Below are 24,473 nucleotides of genomic sequence, written 5' to 3' on the forward strand. Positions count from 1 at the left end.
CCTCACGCGTACTCTGAACCTGATAGCCGCATGATCACAGGACAACGTGGTGTTCTGACGCTGCACAGACATCAGGAGGGAACATGACTCCAGTACCGACCCGCACGCTCGCCGATCTCCAGATCAGTCCCATTGGGCTGGGAGGCAACGTCTTCGGCTGGACGGCGGACGACGCCACCTCCTTCGAGGTGCTCGACTCCTACCTGGATGCCGGCGGGAACCTCATCGACACCGCTGACGGGTACTCCTACTGGGCGCCGGGCAACGTCGGAGGAGAGTCGGAGACCGTCATCGGAGACTGGCTGGCCTCGCGGCCCGTACGGGATCGCATCGTGCTGGCGACGAAGGTCTCCACCAAGCCCGACCGGCCCGGCCTGAGCGCAGGCAACATCCGCCTGGCCCTGGAGGAGTCTCTGAATCGGCTGCGCACCAACGTCATCGACATCTACTACGCCCACTTCGACGACGCGTCCACCCCGCTCGAGGAGACCGTGACAGCTTTCGAGGAGGCCCGGCAGTCCAGCAGGATCCGTTACGTAGGACTGTCCAACTACACGCCGGAGCGCATCCGGCAGTGGTTCTCCATCGCCGACGCCCGCGGTTACGCCCGCCCCATCGTCCTGCAGCCTCACTACAACCTTCTCCACCGCGACGACGTCGAGGGTTCCGGCAATCGGGGACAGGTGGCGGCTGAGCTCGGCATGGGGCTCATGCCGTACTTCGCCCTGGCTGCCGGGTTCCTCACGGGGAAGTACCGCAGGGGTGACGTCATTGACGGTGATCGCGCCGGTATGGTCGCTGACTACCGGCGTCCGGAGTGCTACGACGTCGTTGACGTCGTTGCCCGGGTCGCTGAGGCCCATGGGGTGGAGCCGGCCGCTGTGGCGCTGGCCTGGCTGCGTGACCGGCCCGGCGTCACCGCACCGCTGGCTTCAGCGCGCAACCTGACCCAGTTGAGGCCGATCGTGGACGCAATGAGTCTGGAGCTCAGCGACGAGGAGACCCGGGCTCTCACCCGGGTCTCCGATGCCGCGCGCTCCTGACCGCACGGCCTTGCCGTGTCCTGGCCGATTGCGGCCCGAGCGAAACTACTCGGTGCGCCGGCCCAGGACGTAGCGGCGGCTGTACCCGTCGGTGAGGTCGGTGATGGTCACCCGTACCAGACCGGCCTCATCGATGCGGTAGTGCTCCTGGATCCGTGGGCCGTGGTCTCGCCGCTCCACGGAATAGGTACGCAGCTCCTGATCGTCCACGTCCCGCAGGGACGCCTCGAAGGGGAAGACGATGTCCTGGTAAGGGGCGATCTCGCCTCGTGGTTCACCGGAGTCGTCCACGTCGGCGCATTCCACGAAGCGGTACCAGCCGATGTTGTGGGCGGCGTCGTACTCGCGGGTCAGGACCGTGCCCTCCCGGCCACCGGGGGAGGCCTGCACGGACTCCGGGCTGAGGATCGCATCGAAGGTGAGCCTGTGGCCGCCGTCGGCCTCACGGAAGACGCCGAACCCGCGCGAGAGCCGGTCGGTCAGGTCGTAGTCACTGGTGCGGTCCGCCGCGATCGCCAGGCCGATGGCAGTGGATGCTCCGGGGTAGGGGGAGCGGTGGACCCGGCGGCCGAAGCGCTCGCGCAGGAGACGAGGAACCAGCGGAAGACCGGAGGCGCCGCCGACCAGGTAGACGCCCGCGATGTCGGTCAGGTCCGGGCTGCCGTCGTCGAGCCTGCCGACCAGTGGAGCCATCGTGGCCAGGGAGCGATCGATGAGCGGCGTGCAGGCCTGGTACAGGTCGGACACGGGCAGGACGATGTCCTGGCCTCGTAGGACGATGAGTACCCGGCGGCTCTGGGGGGTCAGGTGCTCCTTGGCATCCCGGCACTGGTCCAGCAGCTCATCGAGATCGGAGGGGGAGAGGTCCTCCTCCGCGATACCGGCCTTGTCCAGCGCCATCGTCGCCATGAGTAGGTCAACGTCATCGCCGCCCAGGTCGCCCAGGCCGTGAGAGGCCAGGACCTCGTGCGAGGTCCCGACGACATCGACCAGCGAGGTGTCGAAGGTGCCTCCTCCCAGATCGTAGACCAGGACCCGGGTGCGCTTGGAGGAGACGGTTGTCGCTTTGCGGTGCGTGTACTCGAAACCGGCGGCACTGGGCTCGTTGAGCATCGCGGCGACGCAGAAACCGGCTGCCTGGAAGGCCTTGAGTGTCAGCAGCCGCTGGGCCCCGTAGGCGTGGGCGGGCACGGCGACGACCGCCCGGGCACGACTGATGTCAACCTCCTGGTTCGACAACTCAGCTCGTAGGTGGTGCAGGTAGCTTGTGAGAACCTCCAAGACCGAGAAGTCCTGATCACCCAGGCTCACCGGGGTGGAGGCTGTCAGCGTGGGGGAGGCCAGGACCCGTTTGAGGCTGCGCAGCAACGGTGCGCCCTGGTGAGCAGCCTGTCTCGCCGCGAAGCCGTGGACGAGCTCACCGTCGCGGAGCGCCGTCAGCGATGGGATGAAGTCGTGCTCGTCGCCGTGCTCGTCGGCGAAGCTGAGAACCGGGTAGTTGCCTCGATCGGCACGTGCGACGACGGTACGGGTCGTTCCCAGGTCGATCCCCAGGTCGATGTCCGTTATCGACTCGGTGTCGGCGCTCGTTCCGGGAAGGGTCCCGCTGTGGATGCTGTCCAGGCTGTTCGTGGTGTCCGCTGCCATGCGGTGACCTTATCGTGACGAGCTCTTCTTTCCGGGGAATGCCGCCGCGTTGAGAGTCCTTGTGCGACGTGACAATCGGCTCAGGGGCACTGCCCCCAGGTTGGGACGAAAGGCCGTGTTGCCGGCTCGCGAGTATCGCGTGTGCGGAAGGTGCTCAGTGCCACTGGGGAGAGCGCAGGTCATCGGTTAGGCAGCGGGGCGATGAGCGGGTAACAATACTGGTGGGGTGCGCTCACGCAGCCCGGACCTCCGCGTCCGTCCACCAGGGCGGCAGAGAGGGTCACTCAATCTCCCATCGGGAACGGTATGAGCACCATTCTCTTCCTCGTGATCGTTGTCGTCGTGACGGCTCTCGTCTTCGACTTCACCAACGGTTTCCACGACTCGTCCAACGCCATGGCGACGTCGGTGGCGACAGGAGCCTTCACGCCCAGGCGAGCGGTTCTGGTCGCCGCCGTGCTCAACGTGATCGGCGCCTGCCTGTCGACGGAGGTCTCCAAGACCATCTCTCACGGGATGTTCGACGACGCAGTGATCCAAAAGGCGCCGGCCATGATCTTCGCGGGTTTGGCCGGCGCCATCCTGTGGAACCTGGCCACCTGGCTCTTCGGACTGCCGTCGTCGTCGTCGCACGCCCTGTTCGGAGGGCTCATCGGTGCCGTCGTCGTGGCGGCCGGAGTGCAGGGCGTCCACTGGGGGACGGTGATCTCCAAGATCATCCTTCCAGCGGTTATCGCTCCGGGGGTGGCTGGGCTGGCGGCGGCGCTGGCCACAGCGCTCGCCTACCGCATCGCTCAGCCCAACAACCCGTACTCGCAGAGGCTCTTCCGCAACAGCCAGCGAGTGACAGCCTCCCTGGTGGCCCTGTCCCACGGGACCTCCGACGGCCAGAAGACCATGGGGGTCATCACCCTCGCGCTCGTGGCCGGTGGCTACCAGGAGGCTGGAACCGGACCTCACTGGTGGGTTATCGCCGCGGCGGGGATTGCCATCGGCCTGGGAACCTACTCCGGCGGCTGGCGCATCATGCGCACCATGGGACGTGGGCTGGTGCACGTCGAGGCCCCGCAGGGCTTCGCCTCCGAGACCGCCTCGACGGTGGCGATCCTGGCCTCCTCGCACCTGGGCTTCGCCCTGTCTACCACCCATATCTGTACCGGCTCCATCCTGGGCTCGGGCATCGGCCGGGGCACCAAGGTGTCCTGGGGAACAGCCGGCAAGATGGGAGTCGCCTGGCTGGTGACACTCCCGTGCTCAGGTCTGGTGGGCGCGGCCACGTCCTACGTCGCGGTCAAGGGAGGAGTTCCCGGCACTCTCGCCGTCGTCTGCCTGCTCGTTCTGGGAACGCTCGCGATCATTCGGCAGGCCGGTCACAACCGCGTGGACTTCTCCAACGTCAACGACGCCTCCGAGGTCGTCGTCGCCAAGCGGGACCCCGAGCTGGGGCGTGAACCGCGCTCGCTTGAAGAGGTGCGTTCAGAGATCGTCAACGGCCCGGCGGAGCAGGACAGTGTCCGGAGGATGACGACGGGATCCATGGCATGACTGGCATGACGATCGACTGGGGCTCTTTGGGGCTGGTGACCGCGGTGACGGTGCTGGGCACCGCCTTCATCCTCACCATCTGCTCGCTGGCTGCGCGCATGCTGGCCACCGTGCATGCCAAGCACGAGATCGGTCAGGTCGAGGGCGTGCGCCTGGCTCAGGTCCTGGCCGGCATCTTCATCATCATCGCCGCCATGATCGCGCTGTTCGGCCTGTGGCTCATCATCCCGTACTTCCACTGACCACCTACTCATCGCTTTCTGTCCATCCATTGGTCTTGCGCTGATGATGCAACGATCATGGGCTGCGCCTCGGCCCAGCACATGGGAGTGGTCCTGCTAACATCCGACCGTGACTGAGGACCTCAAGGGCCTGGCCCTGGATGCGATTGCTACTTCCGGTGCGGCCGATGACCCCGACTACCCGCGTTTCCACGTCGTCCCGCCGGTGGGACGACTCAACGACCCCAACGGGCTCCTGGTCGATGGCGGCACCTACCACGCCTTCTACCAGTTCAGCCCGTTCCATCCCGACCGCAAGTTGGTCTACTGGGGGCACTCCTCCTCAACGGACCTGCTGCACTGGCGCCACCACGAGCCGGCCATCGTTCCGGACTCCTCCTACGATCTGTCCGGCGCCTACTCCGGTAACGCGATTGTCCTGGAGGGCCACGAGCTGGACTGCGCTCCTGCCCAGGCCCCCTACCAGCTCTTCTACACCGGCAACCTCAAGGACCCGGTGACCGACGAGCGCACCGCCAGCCAGTGCCTGGTCACCAGCAACGGCCTGACCGACTTCATCAAGTGGCCCGGAAACCCCCTCATTGCCGCCCATGCCAAGGGCTACACGGCGCACTACCGCGACCCGCAGGTCTTCCGGAACCCCGACCGATCGGGGGAGTACCGGATGCTCCTCGGCGTCCAGCGCGCCAACGAGACCGGTGCCGCGGTCCTGTACCGCTCCCGCGACCTGGTCTCCTGGGAGCTGGAGGGAGAACTGAGCTTCCCCGATGCGGGCGGCGCCTTCGACTCGTTCGGCTACATGTGGGAGTGCCCCGGCCTGGTGCGGGTGCGCGACGAGGCCACCGGCGAGGACTGGGACGTTCTCATCTGGTGCCCCCAGGGCATCACCCCGGAGCGGGAGGGCTTCGAGAACATCTTCCCCTGCGTCTACACGGTGGGGCACCTTGTGGGCACCGAGCTGCGTGACACTGACGGCACCTTCCACGAGGTCGATCGCGGCTTCGAGTTCTACGCCCCGCAGACCTTCGCGCGTCGGCCCTCCGAGCCGGGGCCGGTGCTGCTGACCGCCTGGGCGGGTAATGCGTCCGAGGACGACCAGCCCTCCATCGAGACCGGCCAGTGGGTCCATGCCCTCAGTGCTCCTCGTGGGCTGAGCCTGAAGGACGGCCGTCTCATCCAGCGTCCCGCGACCGACCTGCCCCATGACGCCGGGCAGCCGGCTCTGGTGGGCCCGGTGCCGGGGGACGGCCTGCACGATGTTGCTGAGCTGCGAGGGCACCGTAGCTGGCAGCTGCGTCTGGAGGCGGATCCGGGCCGCACCTCCGGAGCGTGGGGGCTTCGGATCGGCTCGGACAAGTCCCACGTGGACATCACGCTGGACGGGGGAGTGCTCCGGGTGGATCGCTCCGCCTCGCGCTACACCCGGCACGGCGACGCACGCACGGTGACGCTGCCCGAGGGGTGCGCCCCGGTGCTGGAGGTTCTTCACGACCGCTCACTGACCGAGGTCTTCGTCGGTGAAGGCTCTGTGGTCTTCACGCTGCGCAGCTTTGTCGATTCCGGCAGCTCGGGGGCGCGGCTCATGGTGGACGGCTCGCTCGTGCTGGCCTCCGGCAGTGCCAGGACTTTCACACCGACCCCCGAGGGCCTGTGAGACTCCCGGAGCGGCACAGAAAAATCGAGGTAAGTCGTTCCTGGCGCACGATATTGACCGGGACTGCTCTTTCCGGTTGCAGGGGGTTGTGACGCACTGTACTGTGACCATCGATTGACACAGATGTGGCCGCCGGGAGTCAGCGACGTTCCCGACCAGTGGGTTTCCCAGCCCTCCCAGCTGTTGCGGTCACGTCACGAGAAAGGAACCCCGGGTGGCAATGGACCACGCCCGCGTGGCGAAGGACGTCCTGACGTACGTCGGTGGCGCCGACAACATCAATGCAGCCGCGCACTGTGCGACGCGTTTACGCCTTGTCCTCAACGACATGGACAAGGTCGATCAGAAGGCTCTCGACAAGGACCCTGACCTCAAGGGCACCTTCATCGCGGGCGGCATGTTCCAGATCATCGTCGGACCGGGAGACGTTGACCTCGTCTTCTCCGAGATGATCCACACCGGAGGGGTCAAGGAGGTCTCCAAGGACGAGGCCAAGGAGCAGGCCGCCAAGAGCGGCAACCCTCTTTCCCGCTTCATCAAGGCGATCGCCGACATCTTCGTGCCTCTGCTGCCGGCTCTGGTCGCCGGCGGTCTCATGATGGCGATCCACAACGTTCTCACAGCGGACTTCTTCACCTCGTCCTCATTCGTTGCCCCGGACAACCCCACTGGTGCGTACGGCCTTGTCGACAGGTTCTCGTGGCTCGCGGACTACGACGACGTCATCAACCTCGTCTCCTCGGCCGCCTTCGCCTTCCTCCCGGTGCTTGTCGGCTTCTCCGCCGTCAAGCGCTTCGGCGGCAACGTCTATCTCGGTGCAGCCATGGGGGCCGCCATGGTCTCCACCCAGCTGACCAGCGCCTACGAGATCGAGACGGCTCGAGAGGCCGGATCCATCGAGGTGTGGCACCTCTTCGGCCTGACCGTGGATAAGATCGGCTATCAGGCCATGGTCATCCCCGTCCTGTGCGTCTCCTGGCTGCTGGCCTACATCGAGAAGTGGCTCCACAAACGCCTGTCCGGGACGGCCGACTTCCTGCTGACCCCGCTCATCACCCTCCTGGTGACCGGATTCCTCACCTTCGTCGTCGTCGGTCCGTTGGCGCGCGAGCTCTCCGACGGCATCACCAACGGCCTGAGCTGGCTCTACACGACCGCCGGCCCCGTGGGCGGGTTCCTCTTCGGTCTGGTCTACTCGCCGATCGTCGTCACCGGTCTGCACCAGTCCTTCCCGGCGGTGGAGCTGCCCCTCATCGCCCAGATGAGCGGCGGTGGCCCCGGGTCCTTCATCTTCCCGATCGCCTCCATGGCCAACATCGCTCAGGGCGCGGTGACCCTGGCGGTCTTCTTCCTGACCAAGGACTCCAAGATGAAGGGTCTGGCCGGTGCCGGTGGTGTCTCCGCGATCGTCGGCATCACCGAGCCCGCCATCTTCGGTGTCAACCTGCGTCTGCGCTGGCCCTTCTTCATCGGTATGGGTGTGGCCTCCCTCGGGGGCGCCGGGGTCGCTCTGCTCGACATCCACAACCAGGCTCTGGGCGCCGCCGGCTTCGTCGGCTTCGTGTCGATCGTCCCCGACGACATCGTCAAGTACCTCATTCTCGAGGTGATCGTCTTCATCGCCGCCTTCGCCGCCGCCTTCGCCTACGGAACCACCCGCGGCAAGGCCTCGTTGGCCGGTGACGAGGCCGACGAGGCCGACGAGGCCGCCCTGGAGGCCGAGGCCATGGCCGAGCACGCCGAGACCGTCGAGCTGCCCGACGAGGCCACCGAGGACTTCACCGTGACCGCCCCTATCCAGGGACGCGCGATCCCGCTGTCCGAGGTGGAGGACCAGACCTTCGCCTCCGGGATGCTCGGCCCGGGTATGGCCATCGCGCCCGCCGAGGGCCCGGTCGTCTCCCCGGTTGACGGCGAGGTCCTCGTGGCCTTCCCGACCGGCCACGCCTACGGGCTGCGCGCCGCCAGCGGCGTCGAGGTGCTCATCCACGTCGGGATGGACACCGTCCAGCTCGAGGGCAAGCACTTCAGTCCCAAGGTCAAGGCCGGAGACAAGGTCCTGCGCGGCATGCCACTCGTGGACGTCGACTGGGCCGCGGTCGGTGCCGCCGGCTACCAGACCGTCACTCCGATCGTCGTCTCCAACGCCCAGAGCTACGAGGGAATCCAGGAGCAGGGCTCTGGAACGATTCACCGGGGCGACACCCTGTTCGATGTGGTCCGCAAGACCGACGAGCCTGAGGATGACAAGTCGGACACCAAGGTGGGGACTGAGACGGACGTCGTGGAGGCCAAGGCCTGAGAGGCCGAGCAGCCTTCTGTGACAGGTACGTGTCGTGAGGCCCCGACCTTGTGAAAGGTCGGGGCCTCACGGTCCTTCTGACGGCTCTTTATGCGGTGCGACCGGGCACAAGCCTGACATCCATGGGGGAGGGAACGCGTGGGCCCTGGCTGGGGCGGTCGGAGTGGTCATCGTCCGGGGAGGTTGAGGCGGCGTCCCCGATCTGGTCGATGAGCAGTTCGACGGCTGCGCGGGCCAGCTCGGCGATGGGCTGCTGGATGGTGGTCAGCGCCGGCAGAGCCCGGCGCATCGCGACGGTGCCGTCAAAACCGACCACCTTGAAGTCATCGGGAACCCTCAGACCCCGTTCGGAGGCCCACTCGATCACCTGCGCCGCGGTGAGGTCATCGGTGGCGAAGACCGCGTCGATATCCCCGGAGACAAGATCGAGACGCTCACGGATGAGACCGGGGCGCTCGGCGTCGGGCGTGTTGAACTCGACAGTGAGGACGACCGGCTCGATATCGGCCTGCTGGAGCACCTGACGATATCCCTTCTCCCGCAGGTTGTGGGTTCCGGTGCGGGACGTCAGCAGTGCGGGACGACGCGCCCCTCGCTTGAGCAAGTGCTCGGCGGCGATACGTCCACCGGCCTCGTTGTCGCAGCAGACGTTGGGAACGGTGGTGGAGAGGTCCCGGTCGACACTGACCATGGGCAGGTGAATGGAGCTGTAGTCGGCCAGGCCGTCGTTGTGGGCGCTGGAGATGATCCCGTCCACCCGGTGGGAGACCAGGAGATCGAGGTACTCGCGCTCTCGCTCGGCCTTGCCCATGGAGTTGCAGACGAAGGTCCTGTACCCATGGTCGGCCAGGAAGTCCTCGACATGCTCCGTGAGCTCACCGAAGAAGGGCAGTGCAACGGTGGGGACGATGAGCCCGATCGACTGCGTCGACTTGCCGTGCAGGGCCCGGGCGATCTGATTGGGGCGGTAGTTGAGCTGCGCGATCGCCTCGGCCACCCGCTCCCGTGTCTCCTGGGAGAGGTAGCCGCGGTTGTTGAGCACGCGGGAGACTGTAGTCAGCGAGACGCCTGCAGTCTGGGCAACATCTGCCAGTGTGGGTTCGCGGTGTGACTCCACTAGTGGGTCCTCGAGCTCCTTGGTCGTTCACGGTCGGTGCGATCTGCCATCAAGCATATGCCTCGAGGGGGTCAATACCCAACTGACCTGCGTAAACGTGGAGTCAAGAGTTACGCGCTCGGCAGGATCTCAGCGTAGAAGGAGATCATGGCGCGGGCCATCTGGGCGTGGCCGGCGTCGTCGGGATGGATGCCGTCGATGGCCAGCAGGTCCTTGTCGCCGCTGATCGTCGCGGTCAGGGCGTCGGTCGAGGTCAGCCCCAAAGAAGTGGCCTCCTCGTGGACGAGCCGGCGGATGGCCTGGAAGCGGGGCCCGATCTCCAGGGAGGGGAAGTACGGGGCAATGATGACCGGTACGCCCCGCAGCCGGGTGGAGATGAAGGTGAGGTCGTGGTCGATGGCCTGCTCGACCAGCTCACGCTGGGAGGGCAGGAAGGCGGCGTCGTTCAGACCCAGGCTGATCGTGACGACGTCGGGCTCGCAGCGCAGGACCGCCTCCAACCAGGTGCTGTCCCGGCACGACGGCGAACGCTGACCACCGGGCAGATGGCCACCGCGTCGAGCGAAGAACCCAAGCCCGTCCGCCGCCAGGTTCACCTCCCGCCACCGCTGATGCTCGCACACCAGCGAGGTCCAGCGGTTACGCGGGTGGCTCAGCGCCTGCCAGCCGGTGGTCACGGAGTCGCCGAGGAAGACGGCGGTGGGGAAGTGGTCGGAGTTCGGGATCGTGGACACGCCTCACGACTGTAGTTCTCCAGGCCGGAAGGAGCCAGCGCAGACTCAGGCCGACTCGCCCGGTCCGGTCACCCGAGCCGGCTCTTTCTCATCCGCCTCATCCACCGGCTTCGTCCTTTCAGTCAGGACGCCGTCGTGCATGACCAGGACCCGGTCGCAGACGGGAAGGAGGCGTTCATCATGGGTGACCATGACCGTGGCCTTACCCAGCTCGTGGGTCTGATCGGCCAGCAGATGGGCGACGTCCTGGGCACGCCGGGTGTCCAGGGCGGCGGTCGGCTCGTCAGCGAGAATGATGTCCGGGTCGTGGTACAGGGCAACGGCGATGGCGGCGCGCTGGCGCTCACCGCCGGAGAGCTCAGAGGGATAGGCGTGTGCTCGCTGAGAGATACCGAGCGAGTCCAGGAGATGGTCCCGCCTGTCAGTGTCGCTCTTCGTGCGGGTGACTCGGTCATGCAGGCCGAACTGGTCGTTGAGCCTCAGAAAGGGAACCAGTCCGGAGGCCTGGAGAACGAAACCGATGCGTCGGAGCCTGATCCCGGCCCGGCGCTTCTCCGGCAGGGCGGAGAACGGCTCACCCGAGATGGTGACGGTGCCGCTGGAGGGGGTGCGCAGGCCGCCCATGATGGTCAGGAGCGTGGACTTTCCTGAACCGGACGGGCCCAGGATCCCGACCAGCTCACCGGCGCGCAGCTGGAGATCGGTGCTGCGCAGCGCATGAACGGTCTCATCGCCCTGACGGTAGTCCCGGGTCACTGAGTCCAGGGTCATGACCGTGGTCGCGACTGTTTCCGACGTGGTCATGAGATGGCCTCCACGGGGTCGATGCGGGAGACGACCCGCACGGAGATGAGACCGCCGATGACCGATACGAGGACGAAGGCGGCAGCGATGAGAAGATCAAGGAGGCCGGAGAGCCTGAAGGGCACAGCACTGGGCAGGACCAATGAGGTCACTACCGTCAGAAGCAGCCCGATGCCGATACCGGCGACCGACAGTATGAGCGTCTGGGCGCAGCCGGACCGAATGAGGTAGCCCGTGGGCACGCCACGTGCCTTGAGGATCCCCAGCACCGGCCTCTTCTGCAGGGTGAGCACGTAGACGAAGATGCCCAGCACCGTGGAGGCGATGACGATCAATGAGCCGATCATGAGGCTGAAGGTCAGGACCTGTGCCGAGTAGCCGGGCAGTGTCTGGATAAGCTGCTCACTGGTGAGGACCGTCAGGCCCGCCTTCTGAGCCGACTCCATGGCCGCGCCGTCACCGGTGAGGTCGGCCTTGAACACGACGGCGGAGACCGCGGGGGACAGGCTGGTGGGGCCGTACTGACTCAGGGCCTGTCCGTCCAGAGTGACCACCGGGGCCGACTGGAAGGTCGTGTCGTGGGTGAAGCCGACGATCGTCCAGTCATGATCGGATCCCAGGAGTCGGATCGTGTCCCCGACTTCGAGCCCTTTAGCCTTCAGGGAGTCGTCCACGAGGACCTCCCTACCGGGATCCGAGATCGCTCGTCCGCTGGCCACGGCCGGGCTGAGCCCTCCGTCCAGATCGATGCCGAAGGCGAAGACGTCGTCCCGCAACGCCTCACCGTCCTCATCCTTGACACCCTGCGCCTGTGCGACAGCTGCGGTGCTCATGAGGGTCGATGCCGTGGTTCCGTTCTCTTTGGCCAGGTCCTTGGCGGTGCTCAGCTGCTCGTCACTCAGCCGTGAGGCGGAGAGGTTCTCGTTGGAGGCGTCGGTGATGGCGATGCTCGCCGAGTTCCAGCCGTCGATTCCGGCACGGTAGAGATGAGCCAGGCCGACGGCCAGCGACGCCAAGAAAAATGTGAGGTACGCTACTAGTACGATGATGGACGTGATGAGTCCGAAACGAACGGGCTCGTGGCGGATCTCGCGCAGCGCGAGGAACATGGGGCTCCCTGAGGAAATAGTCGGCAGGCGGGCCGGCCGGCGCGCTCTGGGAAGGGTACACGGCGCACGCGTGGCGCGCCTGGTCGTGCCGTGTTCCCGCGGTGGGCGTGCCTGAAGGAAGATGGGGAAGGGGGAGGTGTGGGATCCCGGGGCGCATGTCGTCTCCGCGAGAATGACATAATGTGCATTATCGGCGATAGGTGGGATTGAGTGGCGTCGCCATCATGTGAGGCATCCGGCACAATCGTTCCTGTGACTGGTGGAGAGACTGCTGCTGACAGCCATGACGTCATCCGGGTCGCCGGAGCTCGTGCGAACAACCTGCAAGGCGTCGACGTCGTGATCCCCAAGCGCAGGCTCACGGTGTTCACCGGAGTGTCGGGCTCCGGCAAGAGCTCACTGGTCTTCGCCACGATCGCTGCCGAGTCGCGCCGTCTCATCAACGAGACCTACCCGGCCTTCGTCCAGGGATTCATGGAGGCCAGCGCGCGTCCCGATGTCGACCGCTTGGAGGGACTGACACCGGCGATCGTCGTGGACCAGGAGCGCATGGGATCCAATCCGCGCTCCACGCTGGGAACCGTCAGCGACGTCGGAGCCTTGCTGAGGGTTCTTTTCTCCACCATGGGCAGGCCGCACATCGGCTCATCCCAGGCCTTCGCCTTCAACGTCCCATCGGTCACCGGTGGCGGCGCGGTCACTACGCAGCGCAACGGCCGCAAGGTCGTTGAGCACAAGACGTTCACCGTCCAGGGCGGGATGTGCCCGCGCTGCGAAGGCATGGGCAGGGTCTCCGACATCGACCTGACGCAGGTGCTCGACGAGACGCTATCCCTGCGAGACGGCGCGATCACCGCTCCCGGCTACGCGGCGGGCGGTTGGCAGGCGCGCAGCTTCACCGAGTCCGGTTTCTTCCCGGCGGACAAGCCGGTCTCCACCTTCACGGCCAAGCAGCGCGATGACCTGCTCTATAAGGAACCGACCAGGATCAAGGTTGGTGGCATCAACATCACCTACGAGGGGCTCGTCTCCAGAATCCGCAAGTCGATGCTCTCCAAGGAGCCGGAGGCGCTGCAACCCCATATTCGCGCCTTCGTGGAACGGGCTGTTGTCTTCGGGACCTGTCCGCAGTGCGATGGGACCCGGCTGGCCGAACCGGCCCGCGCCTGCCTCATCGACGGGAAGTCCATTGCCGATGCCTGCGCCATGCAGATCTCTGATCTTGCGCAGTGGATCACTCATCTCCAGAGTGTTCTCACCGACGCTGCTCCCCTGCTTGAAAATCTGAAGGAAATGCTGGACGCATTCGTGTCCATCGGACTGGGGTACCTCTCACTGGACCGCTCGGCCTCGACGCTCTCGGGTGGTGAGGCTCAGCGCACCAAGCTCGTGCGCCACCTGGGCTCGGCCCTCACCGACGTCACCTACGTCTTCGACGAGCCCAGCATCGGACTGCACCCGCACGATCTCCACCTCACGAACGAGCTACTGCTGTCCTTGCGGGACAAGGGAAATACGGTGCTCGTCATCGAGCACAAACCTGAGACGATCCAGATCGCCGATCACGTGGTGGATCTGGGGCCGGGAGCCGGCAGCCGGGGCGGTCGGGTCTGCTTCGAGGGAACCGTTGCGGAGCTGCGCGACTCCGATACTCTCACCGGACGCCATATGGCCGACCGGCCTCGAATCAAGAGCACTCACCGCTCCCCCACCGGAAAAATCGAGATTCGCAACGCCAGTACGAACAATCTTCGCGGTGTCGACGTCGATATTCCCACCGGAGTTCTCACCGTCATCACAGGAGTTGCCGGTTCCGGTAAATCGAGCCTCATCCACGGCCACCTCTCCCCCACGGATGACGTGGTGACGATCGACCAGAACCCGATCAAGGGGTCTCGGCGCTCGAATCCGGCGACGTACACCGGAGTTCTTGACCCCGTTCGCAAGGCCTTCGCCAAAGCCAATAAAGACAAGGGCGCCAAACCGGCGTACTTCTCGGCCAACTCAGAAGGCGCCTGCCCCGTGTGCGGTGGCTCCGGAGCCATTGAGACGCAGCTGGGCTTCATGGAGACCGTGCAGTCCCGCTGCGAGGCCTGTCAGGGGCGCCGGTTCAACGACGAGGTACTCGCCTACCGTCTTGGCGGGTGCAGTATTGCCGACGTCCTGGACATGAGTGCCAAGGAGGCACTGGAGTTCTTCTCCCAGGGCGAGACGCGTCTGCCGGCAGCATCCAGAATCCTGGCACGGATGGAGGACGTCGGGCTCGGCTACCTCCGCCTCGGCCAGGCGCTGACCACCCTGTCCGGTGGTGAGCGCCAGCGGCTCAAGCTCGCCGTCCACCTGGGGCAAGAAGGCCGTGTCATCGTCCTCGATGAACCGACCGTCGGACTCCACCCGGCTGATATCGAGGCCATGCTCGCGCTACTGGACAGGATCGTGGACTCTGGACGCAGCGCCGTCGTCATCGAGCACCATCAGGCCGTCATGGCGAACGCCGACTGGATCATCGACCTCGGCCCCGGAGCCGGCCATGACGGCGGTCGCATCGTGTTCGCCGGAACGCCGGCGCAGATGGTGGCGGACCGAACGACTCTGACGGGCCGATACCTCGCCCAGTACGTCGACGAGGGGAATGACGATGCCCCCGAGTGAGACAAAGGGCTATGGACACGCCGAAGCGGTACAGACCTACCGGATCCGCCCGGCGATCATGGCGGACTCCTCGGCCATCCGCAAGATCCGCAATGTCGCCGTGCGGGAGTCCCTGGCCATCTGGACCAACATCGAGCAGGACTCTGCTGGGGCCGAGGCATGGCTTGCCCCCATGGTCCAGCGCGGAACGGCTCTCGTTGCCCATGTCAGTGGCAAGCCGCAGGACGTCGTCGGCTTCGCGGTCGCCGGCCCCTGGCACTCCTATGAGGGCTACGCCCGCACGGTCGAGAACTCGATCTACCTGAGCCCAGCTGCTCAGGGGCATGGCCTCGGTTCCAGGCTTCTGGCCGCACTGATCGAGGCCTCGCGGGAGGCCGGGGACCGCACCATGATCGCTCTCATCGAGGCGGGCAACACGGCCTCGATTCACCTGCATGAGCGCTATGGTTTCAACACTGTCGGGACCATCCCGCAGGCCGGCGAGAAGCTCGGACGGCTCCTCGACCTGACCCTCATGAGCCGGTCCCTGAAAGGACCCACGATGCATAGCAACCAGCAACCCGTCTGCAACAGCCGCTTCCGGCAGGTGGGCGCTACCGAGCCCATCCAGCTTCAGCCGGAGGAGCCTGCGGTCACTCAGTGGCAGGTCAGCGCAATCGCCGACCTCGTCACGCATCTGCTGAGCCTTGTCGGAGCCCCGGAGGGACGGCCGGCGATCATCGCCGTCGACGGGCGTGGTGGATCCGGCAAGACCACGCTCACCACAGCACTGGCCACGGCCGTCCCCGGTGCGCAAGCCTTCCACCTTGACGACCTCATCTGGAACGAGCCGCTCTACGACTGGGACCAGCTGTACGTCGACACCCTGACCCAGTTGCGTCAGGCCGGCAGCCTCGATCTCGTCCCGGACAAGTGGCGGGAGCACGGGCGCGAGGGCTCCATCCGGATCCCAGCCGGCTCTCCCCTGGTCCTCGTCGAGGGAACCGGAGCCGGCCTGGGCGCAGTCAGCAGCCTCATCGACGCGCACGTGTGGGTCCAGACCGGAGACGACGTGGCCGAGCGCCGCGGCATCATCCGCGACATCGAGGAGGGCGTCAACGGCGACGCCGAGGAGTCAGTGCGCTTCTGGCACTGGTGGATGGCAGGCGAGCGCCTCTTCTTCGCCAAGGACCGACCCTGGGAGCGCGCCGACGTCATCGTCTCCGGCGACGCCCCGGCCGGTGTGGAACCGGGAGAGGTCGCCTGGATCCCGGGGACGCTCCTCCCCCGCTGAGGCACGAGGGGCCACCGAGCCGCCCCGTTGCTCAGGCCGGGCTCTCAGTCCCCCAGTGCCGTCCCCACGGCGCGTGCGGCCTGGATCCACTCGTGGTCGGCCGGCACGAACTTGGTATGTCCGGCCACATCCTTGAGGGGAACCAGTGCGGTGCCGTGGCCGCGGTCGGCCACCATGACACCGTACTTGCCCTCGGCGATCGCATTGGCGCCGGCCACCCCCAGGCGCGTGCCCAGCAGGCGGTCGGCCCCGCAGGGCGAGCCGCCCCGCTGGACGTACCCCAGGATGGGGACGCGAGCCTCCAGGCCGGTGAGGCTCTCCAGCTGCTCGGCCAGGGTAAAGGTGTTGGCGCGGTGGGAGGCCTCCAGGCGCTTGACGCCCCGCTTGGCCATCGCCTTGCGCTCGGGGCTGGAAGCGTCCTTGACCAGGGCTCGGGCGTGCTCCAGCTCTGCGTGATCCGTCACCGATAGCGCACCCTCGGCCACGGCCACCACCGAGAAGGATGATCCGTGGGATCGGCGTCGCTCGATCTTGTCCGCGATCGCGTCCACCGAGTACGGGATCTCGGGCAGCAGGATGACATCAGCCCCGCCTGCGATCCCCGCTCCCAGGGCCAGCCACCCGGCTCGGTGCCCCATGATCTCGGTGAGGATGATGCGGTGGTGGGAGTGCGCCGTCGAGTGCAGCCGGTCCACGGCCTCCGTGGCGATCTCCAGGGCCGTGGCGAAGCCGAAGGAGGAATCGGTGTGGACGATGTCGTTGTCGATGGTCTTGGGCAGGTGGATGACGTTGAGGCCGGCGTCCATGAGGCGCTTGGCGTTCTTGGCGGTCCCACCCCCGCCGAGGCACACGAGTGTGTCGATCCCGTCCTTCTCGCAGTTCTCCACGATGGTGGGCACCATGTCGCGCGGCTCGCCGTCCACCATCATGCGATGCACCTTGTCCCGGCTGGTTCCCAGCATGGTGCCGCCGGTGGTGAGGATTCCGGACAGGGCGGCGGCGTCCAGCTCGATGAAACGGTTCTCGGCCAGACCTCGCATGCCGTCACGAAAGCCGATGAGCTCCCATCCGTGCTGCTGGATCGCAGCCTTCCCGAATCCCCGAATCGCCGCGTTGAGTCCCGGGGCGTCGCCGCCCGCTGTGAGAATGCCGATGCGCTGAGCCATGGGGCCAAGTATGCCGCGGTTCCTCGTGACCTACACGCCGTACCCGCTGGTGCCCGCGGTGAGAACCACGAGGACGCCGCCGATTCCCCATCGACTCCGCCCAGCGTCATCGCCTGTTTTAACAACCGGTATCATCGTCACCCGGATCGCGTCGAGATCGGTGGGAACAATTCGCCCTCCTCCGGTGTTGACGCATCGGTGCCCTGAGCTGCGCGGGACGCATGCGCCGCCAGGGACGGGGCACCGGCGAGAGACGAGCCACGAGGAGGCCACAAGCATGGCAGACCGCGCACTGCGGGGCATGACCATCGGCGCGAAGTCGATGGAGTCGGAGGACGGCGTCGAGTTCGCTGAGCGGATGATCGTCAGCTACGAGTGCCCGATGGCGCACGTGACCAGGATCCCGATGTCGACTGAGGCCGAGGTGCCCCCCACGTGGGAGTGCCCCGAGTGCGGGCAGCCCGCCGCCAGGCGCGGTGAGGAAGAGCCCGAGCCCGACGAGCCCAAGAAGACCCCCCGCACCCACTGGGACATGCTCCTGGAGCGCCGCAAGGTCGAGGAGCTCGAGGTTCTCCTCAACGAGCGCCTTGAGGCGCTGCGCAGCGGCGAGGTCTACCGCGAGCGAGTCAGCGGCTGACCGTCCTGAAGACCCGTGTGGACCAGATCGAAAGGGCCACCCTTCGTGGGTGGCCCTTTCGATGTCTTTCTTGGAGGACGACGCCAGGTGATGTAGGTCAGGAGCGTTTCTGGCGCGATGACGCTGACGGGCGTCGCTGGTAGCCGGTCGCGGTCCGGCGGCGCCTGTCGCGAGCGGCACGCAGGCGGCTTCCGGCGATCTTGGCGGCGTCGAGCAGCTGGCCGGAGCGCTTGGCGACGCCCCAGCGGGTCACCAGGGACAGCTCCTCGGTGAAGATCCCCCCGGAGAGCTTGGACTGCCCGGCCTCCCGTTCCAGGAAGGTGATGGGCATCTCCACGATACGGCCCCCGACCTCATCGACGAGCTTGGTCATGTTGACCTGGAACCCGTAGCCGAGGGCCTCGACCTTGCTCAGGTCCATACGGCGCAGGATGGAGGCACGGAAGACCCGGAAACCGGCGGTCGCGTCCTTGACCCGCAGTCCCAGCATGGCGTTGATGTAGAGGTTGCCGGCCTTGGACAGGGCCACGCGCTTGGCGTCCCAGCCCTCGGTGGCGCCGCCGGAGACCCATCGCGACCCGATGACGAGGTCGGGCTCGTCAGCCATCTCAGCGCGCTGGATGAGCAGGGCAAGGTCCTCGGCCCGGTGGGAGCCGTCGGCATCCATCTCGACGATGAGCTCGTAGCCGGCCGCCAGTGCCCAGGAGAATCCGGCGAGGTAGGCCGGCCCCAACCCGTTCTTCTCCGAACGGTGCAGGACGTGGATCTGGGAGTCCTCATCGGCGCGCGTGTCGGCGTAGTCACCGGTGCCGTCGGGGGAACCGTCGTCGACGACGAGAATGTCCGCCTCGGGAGTGTGCTCGCGGACCCGGTCCAGTGCCGTGGGCAGGGACTCGATCTCGTTGTAGGTCGGGATGACGACGAGTGCCTTCACTTCTCTCTCCATGGTTGGGGTGTGGGGCGCAGAGGCCACCTGAGACGCCCTGAGGGTATCTGAGATCAGCGTCGACGCCGGTGAACCCGAGCCGTCGTCTTCCTGCGCAGGCGCACCTGTTCCAGGATACCGGCGCTGAGCAGCAGACCTGCTCCGACGAGGATGACGATGCCGGGGGCGAAGCCGAGCCGGTCGGCGACGGTCTGGGAGCTGCGCAGCGGGACGTCAGCCACGAGGCTCGCCTGCGTGTAGGGCCGGGTCACCTGCTCGACCTCGCCATGGGGATTGATGATCGCCGTGTAGCCGACGGTGGAGGCCTGGATGACGCTGCGACCGTGGACCACCGCCTGGACACGGCCCTGAGCCAGCTGCTGGGCGGCCTCGCCGGAGTCGAGGAAGGAGGCGTTGTTCGTCGGGATGACGATGGCCTGCCCGCCCTGCTTGACGCCGGTGCGCAGGGCATCGTCGTAGGCGACCTCGAAGCAGATCCCCATCGCGAAGGTGACCTCTCGGCCCTGAGTAACGGCGGGAACCGTCAGCGTGCTGGGGCCGGTGCCGGGCAGCATGTCGACGCCGACACGGTCGACCTGGGTGGTCAGGCGTCGCACGAGGGAACGGGCGGGAATGTATTCGGCGAAGGGTACGGGCAGGTGCTTGCGGTAGTAGGCATGAGTCGTCTCCCCGGAGACGTCTCCGGGATTCCACACGAGGACGTCGTTGTAGCGGATGTCGTCGACGAAGGGCACGGCGCCCACGAGCACCGGCGCCTGGACGGCCTGGGCGGCCTCATCGACGATGGCCGCCGAGGCCGGGTAGTCGCGCGGATCCAGGTCCGCGGAGTTCTCCGGCCAGATGACCATGTCGAGGTTTCCGGAGCCGACGTCGCCGGCCAGCTTTTTCGTGGCCTCGGCGTGGTTACCGGTCACCTCCAGGGCGCGGTTGAAGGCGTCCTCGAAGTCGGTGGCCACGTTGCCCTGGACGGCTCCGACGCGAACAGTGCCGTTCTGGGCACGCGCGTCCAGCGGCAGCAGCCGCGGTGCCACAAGCAGAGCCGCGGCGAGTACCACGGAGACGACTACGGGGACGGCGCGGCGTTCATGGATGGACCGAGCCGCGTGGGCCGCGCATGCTGCGGCCAGCGCCACCAGCAGCCCCACCCCGGCACTGCCGACATAGGCCGCAGCCGGCAGGATCGGGGCGTCGGCCATGGCGAAGGCCAAGCGCCCGAAAGGGAAACCGCCCAGCGGCCAGACGGATCGCAGCTCCTCGGCCCCCGACCACAACAGCGCGAAGGCGAGAACACTCCGGGCGCCGGCGGGCACCCGGCGCAGCAGGTTCCGGCCGCCGGAGGCGCCCTCAAGCTGTGGGAGGCGGCTCACCAGGGCCCAGGCCCCGCCGAGACCGGCCAGGTAGAGCGACTCGAAGACCGTCAGCGCGATCCAGCCGATCGGGTTGCCCATGCCCACCATCGTGAAGTGCAGCAGGGGAGTGAACAGGCCGAAGCCGTAGAGCAGCCCCAGACCGACGCCCGCCCAGAAACCACGGCCGCGGATGAGCAGCATGAACGCCCCGACCCCGATGAGGGCCGACCACCATAGGTTCATCGGAGGAAAAGCGGTGTAGGTGGACAGACCCGCCAGCAGCGCCATGGCTGCGGGGACTGATCGGCGAAACCAACGGGTGGACCAGGAGGGCACTGTCACGCGATGAAGCATACGGGCAATGCGACGTTGTCTCGCCTGGTAGGCAGCAGTGAGCGGTGGTGTGGAACCGGACTCACGCAGTGTCAGTCGTTATGGCGCTCCTGTGTTCCCAGGAGCCGGTGGTACAGCGGGTGGCAGGCGCCCAGGGCGAGGCCCGTGATCACCAAACCGACGGTGATGACACCGACTACCAGCGGAGACGCACCGGACATCGGAGAAGTCCCCATCAGGAGCGAGCCCATGACGATGCCCAGACCCGCACCGCCCAGAACGGCGAGGAGGAGCGGTGTGTAGGCCTCCATCCACATGACGCGCAGGCCGTAGCCTGCAGGGGCGCCCATGCGGTGCAGGCTGCGGGACTGCTCCGCGCGCTCGATGGTTCCTGAGGCCTGGGTGATGAGGATGGAGGTGGCCGTCAGGGCGAACCCGAAGGCCAGGGTGATGACGGCCCCCTTGTCAACGTCCCACAGGATGCTGTAAACGAAGGACTCGGCCGAATCGGCTTCCGTCGTCGTCATGGCGCTCAGCCCCAGTGGCATGAGTGACATGAAACCACCGATGAAGGCCAGCAGCCCCATGGCGGAGACCCGGTGCCACGTCACGGTGGGGGCTGCCTGGATCCGGCGAGCGGTCCAACGCATGACCGGGCCGCGTAGCCGGGCGAGCCCTCGGGAGAGCAGCTGCGTGAACCATGACCCGGCCAGGTCGAAGACGGCAATGAGTGCCACGATCATGACGCACACGATGATGAAACGATACTGCTGCGGTACCGACCTGATGATCTGTGGGGCACCGAACAGCGTCACGAGGAACACGATGACGCGCCAGACGCCGGCGCGCGGTCCGTTGGTTCGTCGTGAGACGCCCAGAGGGGAGATCCGCACCTGGCGCAGCCCCCGCCATGCCGAGACCTGGCCGACCGCGAGGACTCCCACCAGGACGGCGGCCAGGAACCGTAGCGGCAACACCATCTCACTGGCAGTGATCCGGGTTCCCATGACGGTGAGGCTGCTCCAGGCGGGAAGGGTGACCAGGTAGGCTGCGGTGCCAATGACTGCACCTACCACCGACTGGACAAGGGCGTCCAGCAGGGACATTCGGGTGACGTCGGCCCCGGACAGGCCCATCAGGCGCAGAACAGCCAGGCGCCTCTCACGGCTGCGCGCCCCCAGGACCGCGGCGCTGGAGGCCAGCCCCACCATGGCTGGCACCAGCATGGCGCAGGCCAGAACGGACATGCTGAGGTACTGCGAAGCCATGAAGTCGAAGCCGTAGCCCGCGTTCTTGGCCGCGGCCTCCCATACCGGAACCCGTTCCGGGTGCGTTCCACGGCTGTAGAGCATCCAGGTACCCCCGGCGACGGTCAGGGCTGCACAGGTGGCCACGGTGTATGCCAAAACGCTGGCCAGGTACAGCAGCGTCTCCCCCTCGTGGGAGGTGAGACGTGCGCGGGTCAGACGCGCGGTGAGGCGGGCGAGAACCGCGGGACCGGGTCGGGAGACCGCAACGCGGGATGAGCCTGTCGCAGGCACAGCGGCAGAGCTGGGAACCGAGGCGGTCATCGACGTGCTCATCGGGCGACCTCCGGCTCTGCGGCTTGCATGGAACCACGGGCTGTGCTGGCGTTCAGGCGGCGGTCCGAGTGGACCAGTCCGTCACGGATCTCGATAAGGCGTGAGCACCAGCGAGCAACATTGACGTCGTGAGTCACCACGACCAGCGTCGCGCCGGCCATGGAGGCGGCCGCTGTCAGCAGCTGCATCATCTCGTGACCGGTTGCCTGGTCCAGTGCTCCGGAGGGCTCGTCGGCGAAGATGGCACGGGGACTACCCACCAGCGCCCGGGCGATCGCAACCCGCTGGGCCTGACCGCCGGACATCTGCGCAGGGTGCCGCCCCCTGAGATCCGCCAGGCCGAGCCGTGCGAGCACCTCATCGGCGGCGCGCAGTGCCGAACGCGTCGGTGTTCCGGTAAGCATGAGCGGAAGGGCCACGTTCTCCCGAGCCGGCAGCTCGGGGATGAGCTGGCTGTCCTGAAAGACGAATCCCAGCTCGCGCAGTCGCAGATGGGATCGCTGCGCATCAGTGAGACGGGAGATCTCGGTGCCCCCGAAGCCTACGCTCCCCTGGTCCGGGACGAGGACTCCGGACAGGCAGTGCAGCAGGGTCGACTTGCCCGAGCCCGAGGGCCCCATGATCGCGACGCTCTCACCTGCGGAGACGTTGATAGTCAGGCCGGCCAGAGCCGTCACCGTACCGAAGCGCTTGACAATGTCGCTGGTGGTGATCAGTGGTGTGCTCATGGCTCTTATTTCATCGTTTTCTCGACGCGATCGCGATAGTGCTCGCACTGCTGATGAGGTAGTGCTGGGTATACCTCTCGGGTAGTTGGTGCCCAGCCTGACGCCTCTGGCGAACGGGACACGGTACCTTGGGATCGTGCAGCTCAGGTTCTCTCCGCGACGGCTCGGCAAGGCCAGATCCACACATGAGGCCGTTGCCGCCCGGAGGATCGCCGAGTTGACGGCCTCCCGTCGGGAGATCGTCGCGGCCTACGAGGTTGAGCGCCGCCGTATCGAGCGAGATCTGCACGACGGCGCTCAGCAGCGCCTCGTCGTCGGACTCATGAAGCTTGGCGAGGCCCAGCTCTCCCCCGCTGTCACCGCGGATCCCGCACTCGCCGCTCTTCTGGGCGAGGCCAAGGCGGCCATCGCCGGCGGGCTCGAGTCGCTGCGCACCACGGTGCGCGGTATCCACCCCCAGGTGCTCACCGACCTCGGTCTGGAAGCAGCCCTGACAGAAGCGGTGGATCGAGTTGACAAGACCGGCCGGACCGTGAGGATCGTCTGTCCGCACCCCCTGCCGACGGTGCCCGAGGGCGTCCTCGCCGCGGCCTACTTCTTCGCCCTGGAGGCGATGACCAACGCGCTCAAGCACGCTCCCGGTGCTGCGGTCACCATCCTGCTGACCGTGGACGACAAGCTGAGAGTCTGTGTCGTTGACACCGGGCCCGGCGGGGCCTACCTCCGGCCGGGTCACGGTCTGGCGGGGATGAGAGAGCGGCTCGCGGCCTTCGGCGGAGGGCTCATGCTGTCCAGTCCCCCAGGTGGGCCGACCCAGGTCGCGGCGCACCTGCCGCTGCTCCTGGCCCGCGGGGAGAGCGGCATCGGCTCAGACGGCATGGACAGTGCGAGCAGCACTGGCATCTCGGATGGGCAGGAGCGATGACCATGGCCCCCTCACTGGTGCTCGCCGATGACTCGGCCCTGCTGCGCGAGGGGTTGGCGGGCCTGCTGGAGCGCCAGGGCTACGACGTCGTCGCCCGGGAGAGCAGCGCGCCGGCACTCGTCCAGCGCATCGACCACCTGGACAGCCAGGGGCACCTGCCCGATGCCGTCATCACGGACGTCCGCATGCCGCCGACCATGAGGAACGACGGACTGGAGGCCGCGCTGGACATTCGGCGCCGTCACCCAGCCGTGGCCATCATGGTGCTCAGCCAGTACGTGTCGGCGACCTACGCCCAGCGGCTCCTCGCCTCCGAGGCCCCGGCAGACGCCGGTGGGACGGGGTACCTGCTCAAGGACAGGGTCTCGGAGGTCGCGGACTTCCTGGGCTCCCTGCGAGTGGTCCTGGCCGGAGGCATGGTGACCGACCCGGAGGTGGCCCGGGCCGTGGTGCGCAGCTCTCGCTCAGGGCTGGCGGATCTGACGCCGCGCGAGCTCGAGGTCCTCGAGCTCATGGCTCGGGGGCTGTCGAACAGTCAGATCTCGGCGCAGATGGTTGTGTCGGGGGCAGCGGTCGCCAAGCACGTCTCGGCGATCTTCCTCAAGCTGGGGCTGGACCCCTCCGAGGAGAACCGGCGGGTGCGCGCCATCCTCGCCTTCCTCGGTGATGGGCTCAGCCGGTAGC

At 66.9% G+C, this 24,473-nt stretch carries 20 protein-coding genes; 10 read left to right on the forward strand and 10 right to left on the reverse strand.

Going from position 1 to position 24,473, the window contains the following annotated elements:
* Positions 1-83: 83 nt before the first annotated feature.
* A complete protein-coding gene (locus tag BQ8008_RS04570) occupies positions 84-1,043 on the forward strand; it encodes an aldo/keto reductase (RefSeq protein WP_108832988.1) in 960 nt (319 codons plus the stop codon).
* 45 nt (positions 1,044-1,088) lie between these two features.
* Here the strand turns inward: BQ8008_RS04570 and BQ8008_RS04575 are convergent, their stop codons facing one another.
* Positions 1,089-2,690 carry an Hsp70 family protein gene (locus tag BQ8008_RS04575; protein ID WP_108832989.1) on the reverse strand — a complete coding sequence of 534 codons (1,602 nt, stop codon included), beginning with the start codon at positions 2,688-2,690 and terminating at the stop codon, positions 1,089-1,091.
* Positions 2,691-2,996: 306 nt separating this feature from the next.
* On the opposite strand from BQ8008_RS04575, the gene BQ8008_RS04580 reads away from it, so the two are divergent.
* The 4 genes from BQ8008_RS04580 (at position 2,997) to BQ8008_RS04595 (ending at position 8,433) form a co-directional block, all read left to right on the forward strand.
* Complete coding sequence (locus BQ8008_RS04580) at positions 2,997-4,235, forward strand: inorganic phosphate transporter (protein ID WP_108832990.1); 1,239 nt, start codon at positions 2,997-2,999, stop codon at positions 4,233-4,235.
* Entirely contained in the window at positions 4,232-4,477 is a 246-nt protein-coding gene (locus tag BQ8008_RS04585) for a hypothetical protein (RefSeq protein ID WP_108832991.1), read from the forward strand. The genes BQ8008_RS04580 and BQ8008_RS04585 overlap by 4 nt, the downstream gene beginning before the upstream one ends.
* Positions 4,478-4,586: 109 nt before the next feature.
* Positions 4,587-6,131, forward strand: a complete 1,545-nt coding sequence (locus BQ8008_RS04590; RefSeq protein WP_108832992.1) for a glycoside hydrolase family 32 protein — start codon at positions 4,587-4,589, stop codon at positions 6,129-6,131.
* A gap of 220 nt (positions 6,132-6,351) precedes the next feature.
* Positions 6,352-8,433 carry a PTS beta-glucoside transporter subunit IIBCA gene (locus BQ8008_RS04595; protein ID WP_199908019.1) on the forward strand — a complete coding sequence of 694 codons (2,082 nt, stop codon included), beginning with the start codon at positions 6,352-6,354 and terminating at the stop codon, positions 8,431-8,433.
* An 88-nt stretch (positions 8,434-8,521) separates the two neighbouring features.
* Here the strand turns inward: BQ8008_RS04595 and BQ8008_RS04600 are convergent, their stop codons facing one another.
* The 4 genes from BQ8008_RS04600 to BQ8008_RS04615 all read right to left on the reverse strand — a co-directional run bounded on the left by BQ8008_RS04600 (position 8,522) and on the right by BQ8008_RS04615 (position 12,197).
* Positions 8,522-9,550: a LacI family DNA-binding transcriptional regulator gene (locus tag BQ8008_RS04600; protein ID WP_108832994.1), complete on the reverse strand. Its 1,029-nt coding sequence runs from the start codon at positions 9,548-9,550 to the stop codon at positions 8,522-8,524.
* A gap of 110 nt (positions 9,551-9,660) precedes the next feature.
* The gene (locus BQ8008_RS04605; protein WP_108832995.1) at positions 9,661-10,284 is read right to left on the reverse strand and encodes an SGNH/GDSL hydrolase family protein; all 624 of its coding nucleotides are present in this window, start codon (positions 10,282-10,284) and stop codon (positions 9,661-9,663) included.
* A gap of 45 nt (positions 10,285-10,329) precedes the next feature.
* Complete coding sequence (locus BQ8008_RS04610; protein ID WP_234415229.1) at positions 10,330-11,088, reverse strand: ABC transporter ATP-binding protein; 759 nt, start codon at positions 11,086-11,088, stop codon at positions 10,330-10,332.
* Positions 11,085-12,197, reverse strand: coding sequence for an ABC transporter permease (locus BQ8008_RS04615; protein ID WP_108832996.1), 1,113 nt, complete (start codon positions 12,195-12,197; stop codon positions 11,085-11,087). Before BQ8008_RS04615 ends, BQ8008_RS04610 begins: the two co-directional genes overlap by 4 nt.
* Positions 12,198-12,449: 252 nt before the next feature.
* Between BQ8008_RS04615 and BQ8008_RS04620 the strand changes: the two genes are divergently transcribed.
* Positions 12,450-14,849: an ATP-binding cassette domain-containing protein gene (locus tag BQ8008_RS04620; protein ID WP_108832997.1), complete on the forward strand. Its 2,400-nt coding sequence runs from the start codon at positions 12,450-12,452 to the stop codon at positions 14,847-14,849.
* Positions 14,836-16,122, forward strand: coding sequence for a GNAT family N-acetyltransferase (locus BQ8008_RS04625; protein WP_108832998.1), 1,287 nt, complete (start codon positions 14,836-14,838; stop codon positions 16,120-16,122). Before BQ8008_RS04620 ends, BQ8008_RS04625 begins: the two co-directional genes overlap by 14 nt.
* Before the next feature lie 44 nt (positions 16,123-16,166).
* Here the strand turns inward: BQ8008_RS04625 and BQ8008_RS04630 are convergent, their stop codons facing one another.
* Positions 16,167-17,288 (reverse strand): 6-phosphofructokinase, encoded by a 1,122-nt coding sequence (locus tag BQ8008_RS04630; RefSeq protein WP_108832999.1) that lies wholly within the window; start codon positions 17,286-17,288, stop codon positions 16,167-16,169.
* Between the two features lie 277 nt (positions 17,289-17,565).
* Between BQ8008_RS04630 and BQ8008_RS04635 the strand changes: the two genes are divergently transcribed.
* The gene (locus BQ8008_RS04635) at positions 17,566-17,925 is read left to right on the forward strand and encodes an RNA polymerase-binding protein RbpA (protein WP_108833000.1); all 360 of its coding nucleotides are present in this window, start codon (positions 17,566-17,568) and stop codon (positions 17,923-17,925) included.
* Between the two features lie 97 nt (positions 17,926-18,022).
* Here the strand turns inward: BQ8008_RS04635 and BQ8008_RS04640 are convergent, their stop codons facing one another.
* The 4 genes from BQ8008_RS04640 to BQ8008_RS04655 all read right to left on the reverse strand — a co-directional run bounded on the left by BQ8008_RS04640 (position 18,023) and on the right by BQ8008_RS04655 (position 22,864).
* On the reverse strand, positions 18,023-18,859 hold the full coding sequence (locus BQ8008_RS04640; RefSeq protein WP_108833001.1) for a polyprenol monophosphomannose synthase: 837 nt from the start codon (positions 18,857-18,859) through the stop codon (positions 18,023-18,025).
* Between the two features lie 65 nt (positions 18,860-18,924).
* Positions 18,925-20,508 carry an apolipoprotein N-acyltransferase gene (lnt, locus tag BQ8008_RS04645; RefSeq protein WP_108833002.1) on the reverse strand — a complete coding sequence of 528 codons (1,584 nt, stop codon included), beginning with the start codon at positions 20,506-20,508 and terminating at the stop codon, positions 18,925-18,927.
* Positions 20,509-20,645: 137 nt separating this feature from the next.
* Complete coding sequence (locus BQ8008_RS04650; protein ID WP_108833003.1) at positions 20,646-22,136, reverse strand: FtsX-like permease family protein; 1,491 nt, start codon at positions 22,134-22,136, stop codon at positions 20,646-20,648.
* Entirely contained in the window at positions 22,133-22,864 is a 732-nt protein-coding gene (locus BQ8008_RS04655) for an ABC transporter ATP-binding protein (protein WP_108833004.1), read from the reverse strand. The genes BQ8008_RS04650 and BQ8008_RS04655 overlap by 4 nt, the downstream gene beginning before the upstream one ends.
* A 136-nt stretch (positions 22,865-23,000) precedes the next feature.
* Here BQ8008_RS04655 and BQ8008_RS04660 point away from each other — a divergent pair, with 136 nt between their 5' ends.
* Entirely contained in the window at positions 23,001-23,789 is a 789-nt protein-coding gene (locus BQ8008_RS04660; protein WP_234415230.1) for a sensor histidine kinase, read from the forward strand.
* Complete coding sequence (locus BQ8008_RS04665) at positions 23,786-24,472, forward strand: response regulator transcription factor (protein ID WP_108833006.1); 687 nt, start codon at positions 23,786-23,788, stop codon at positions 24,470-24,472. The genes BQ8008_RS04660 and BQ8008_RS04665 overlap by 4 nt, the downstream gene beginning before the upstream one ends.
* Position 24,473: the final 1 nt, after the last annotated feature.

It is taken from the genome of Actinomyces sp. Marseille-P3109 (assembly GCF_900323545.1).
Taxonomy (GTDB): domain Bacteria; phylum Actinomycetota; class Actinomycetes; order Actinomycetales; family Actinomycetaceae; genus Actinomyces.

Coding starts and splice junctions, on each gene's coding strand:
- lnt (WP_108833002.1), bottom strand. CDS start 20,508: ATGGCGCTGCTGGCGGGTCTGTCCACCTACACCGCTTTTCCTCCGATG.
- BQ8008_RS04575 (WP_108832989.1), bottom strand. CDS start 2,690: ATGGCAGCGGACACCACGAACAGCCTGGACAGCATCCACAGCGGGACC.
- BQ8008_RS04570 (WP_108832988.1), top strand. CDS start 84: ATGACTCCAGTACCGACCCGCACGCTCGCCGATCTCCAGATCAGTCCC.
- BQ8008_RS04585 (WP_108832991.1), top strand. CDS start 4,232: ATGACTGGCATGACGATCGACTGGGGCTCTTTGGGGCTGGTGACCGCG.
- BQ8008_RS04615 (WP_108832996.1), bottom strand. CDS start 12,197: ATGTTCCTCGCGCTGCGCGAGATCCGCCACGAGCCCGTTCGTTTCGGA.
- BQ8008_RS04635 (WP_108833000.1), top strand. CDS start 17,566: ATGGCAGACCGCGCACTGCGGGGCATGACCATCGGCGCGAAGTCGATG.
- BQ8008_RS04595 (WP_199908019.1), top strand. CDS start 6,352: ATGGACCACGCCCGCGTGGCGAAGGACGTCCTGACGTACGTCGGTGGC.
- BQ8008_RS04625 (WP_108832998.1), top strand. CDS start 14,836: ATGCCCCCGAGTGAGACAAAGGGCTATGGACACGCCGAAGCGGTACAG.
- BQ8008_RS04630 (WP_108832999.1), bottom strand. CDS start 17,288: ATGGCTCAGCGCATCGGCATTCTCACAGCGGGCGGCGACGCCCCGGGA.
- BQ8008_RS04610 (WP_234415229.1), bottom strand. CDS start 11,088: ATGACCACGTCGGAAACAGTCGCGACCACGGTCATGACCCTGGACTCA.
- BQ8008_RS04650 (WP_108833003.1), bottom strand. CDS start 22,136: ATGAGCACGTCGATGACCGCCTCGGTTCCCAGCTCTGCCGCTGTGCCT.
- BQ8008_RS04655 (WP_108833004.1), bottom strand. CDS start 22,864: ATGAGCACACCACTGATCACCACCAGCGACATTGTCAAGCGCTTCGGT.
- BQ8008_RS04580 (WP_108832990.1), top strand. CDS start 2,997: ATGAGCACCATTCTCTTCCTCGTGATCGTTGTCGTCGTGACGGCTCTC.
- BQ8008_RS04665 (WP_108833006.1), top strand. CDS start 23,786: ATGACCATGGCCCCCTCACTGGTGCTCGCCGATGACTCGGCCCTGCTG.